Here is a 2,268-nt window from a genome sequence, read left to right as displayed (position 1 = left end):
CGATTCAATGTCTAGTAATTGGCAGGTTGTTGTTGAATTAATGTCTTTGTGTCCACACAAACTACCTAATTATCAACAAGGCTTAAGAGCTATGAGACTTATTCTATCAGCCTTATAGGCGACTTGTCGCCCCGACAGGATGAAATTATTCGTGCTTATTGTGCAGTCTAGTGTCTCATACTTATTTGAAATGACTATATAAGAAGGAATTCGTCCCTTTGGTGGTTGAAAAAGTTTTACTAATTCGGCTTTGTGCGCTTTGAGCCAATCCCCAATTGCCAGAAAACCTTTGTTCCCGGCAACAACTGCAACAGTGAACATAGCAAGACAGAGTGCCTGCTGATGGCGCGATCCTGTGCCGCAACGAGTATCAATCAAGTCAGAGAAGGCTTCAACAATTGCAAGTTGGGTCATTACTCAAAACAATTTGAAGGAATATAGCTTCAGCTTATCACCCTTCTCTCAAGAATGAAATAGCCCTGGATCTCGATTGCGATTGACAAGCTTTGACCAACAGGGCAATAAGTGGTCAACCAATAAGTAATTAATGGGAACCAAATTAATTCGATCGTTAAGTTCGGTAAATCTAAAAATCTTTGTAATTTCCGCCGCCGACTTTCAGCTGTAATTAGGCAGGGAAATACTCGCGAGAGCCGTTCTAATCTGACTTGTTTTTCTGATTGCATCAAGGATACTTGGTTGTCATCATCAGAAACTGAGATGGCGTCAGGTATTTTTGTAAATGAGTTCAGGGGGCGACAAGCGCCCCCGAACTGTTACAGGCAAAGCTTTTCGCGCGATCGGCTCGCCTCAAAAATTTCTGCTTGTTGACAAAATAATCTCCCGAGGGAAAAGAGTCCCAGTTGTGATAAAAAAGAAGGGTCTTGCTAATACCACAAGACCCAAACCAATAATATGATGCCCTCATTCTATCATGAAATTCTCCAAAAATATCTGACTCCTGCACAGTTACTTACCCTTCAAATGCTAGTATGGCTGTTACAGTCTCAAAAACAAGTTAGGATAGAACGATTAGCTGCCACCCTACAATTACCGATCTTACAAAATAGCCGTCGCCGTCACATACAAAGATTTTTGGGGAGCGTGTCACTTTTGCGATGAGTATAAATACTGGTGAACCCCACCATGACTTTTTTGCCGATCATCAGTATAATAGGGAATAATTATCATCTCTTCCCACTTGATATATAATCATGACACCTGAACAACAACAGGCAATTAAAACACATCTAGATGCTATTTCTGCCATCCTTTATGATGATTATAATCCTGATTCCTTGCAGACATTAGAAGATATTGAACTTGCAGTCAGAGACCAAGTTTTGACTCATGTGACACCACATATCGGCTTTTTTTTATCTGCTCAGCTAGCGGTACAAAAGCCGGAAGAGTCAAGACTTTAAAAAGTACCCTAGGTAATTTAAGTATCACCCAAAAGCAAGCAGATAAACTAGGCTGTGGTAGTGCTAGTAGGTTGAGTCCACATTTAGAAAACTGTTGCTTAAGACTGAGTGCCAATGTTGCTTATAAGCATGCCGCCCAAGATATTAAGTATCTAACGGGGGTGACTGTTCCGTCTAAAACACAACTCATATTAGTACATTATCAAGACTTCAGTGAACCGATATCAACAGAAGATATTTCAGAGCTAAGTGCAGATGGTGGAAAAGTACGACGCTCGGGTACATAAAGGACAAAAATCTGAATGGAAAGACTATAAAGCAATTGTGTCGTCAGCTGGTATATTGGCTAGTTTTAATCAAAATGATATCATCATTGATTGGGCAAATAAACAACCACTAGCCAAACCTGTAACTTGTTTAGGTGATGGACATGATGGAGTATGGAATATATTTAAGGAAATCAGTAGTGAACACCAGAGAAGAGAAATTCTCGATTGGTACCATCTCAACGAAAATCTTCAGAAAGTAGGCGGTTCAATTAAGCGACTTAAGCAAGCAGAAGCATACTTGTGGAAAGGAAATGTAGAGAGTGCGGCAGCTCTATTTACAAAGCTCAAGAAAAAATCAGCAGTGAATTTTTGCAAATATTTAGAAAAGCACAAAAAAAGGATTATCAACTATGAAATTCTCTCTCTTGATGGCATCTGTTCAATTGGTTCAGGAGCGGTAGAATCAGGCATTAAGCAAATAGGCAGACGAATTAAAATATCAGGAGCGAGTTGGAAATCAGAACATGTGGGACAAGTATTAGCTCATCGTTGTGCTTACTTAAACGGCTTAATTG

At 39.9% G+C, this 2,268-nt stretch carries 1 protein-coding gene and 1 pseudogene; one reads left to right on the top strand and one right to left on the bottom strand.

The annotated features are described in order from the left end of the window. Positions 1 to 72 precede the first annotated feature (72 nt). Entirely contained in the window at positions 73 to 414 is a 342-nt protein-coding gene (locus ACUVJL_RS15390) for a transposase family protein (RefSeq protein WP_445246639.1), read from the bottom strand. 800 nt (positions 415 to 1,214) lie between these two features. Here ACUVJL_RS15390 and ACUVJL_RS15385 point away from each other — a divergent pair. After that, positions 1,215 to 2,268 (top strand): annotated as a pseudogene (locus ACUVJL_RS15385) (ISKra4 family transposase); the annotation flags it as partial.

Source organism: Microcoleus sp. OTE_8_concoct_300 (assembly GCF_031383065.1).
In the GTDB taxonomy this organism is placed as follows: domain Bacteria; phylum Cyanobacteriota; class Cyanobacteriia; order Cyanobacteriales; family Microcoleaceae; genus Microcoleus.
The sequence above is the reverse complement of the archived record's forward strand: the minus strand, read 5'-3'. Positions and strand labels throughout refer to the sequence as shown.

What these genes read in the sequence shown, in the direction of transcription:
- ACUVJL_RS15390 (WP_445246639.1), bottom strand. Translation starts at nt 414, where the DNA reads ATGACCCAACTTGCAATTGTTGAAGCCTTCTCTGACTTGATTGATACT.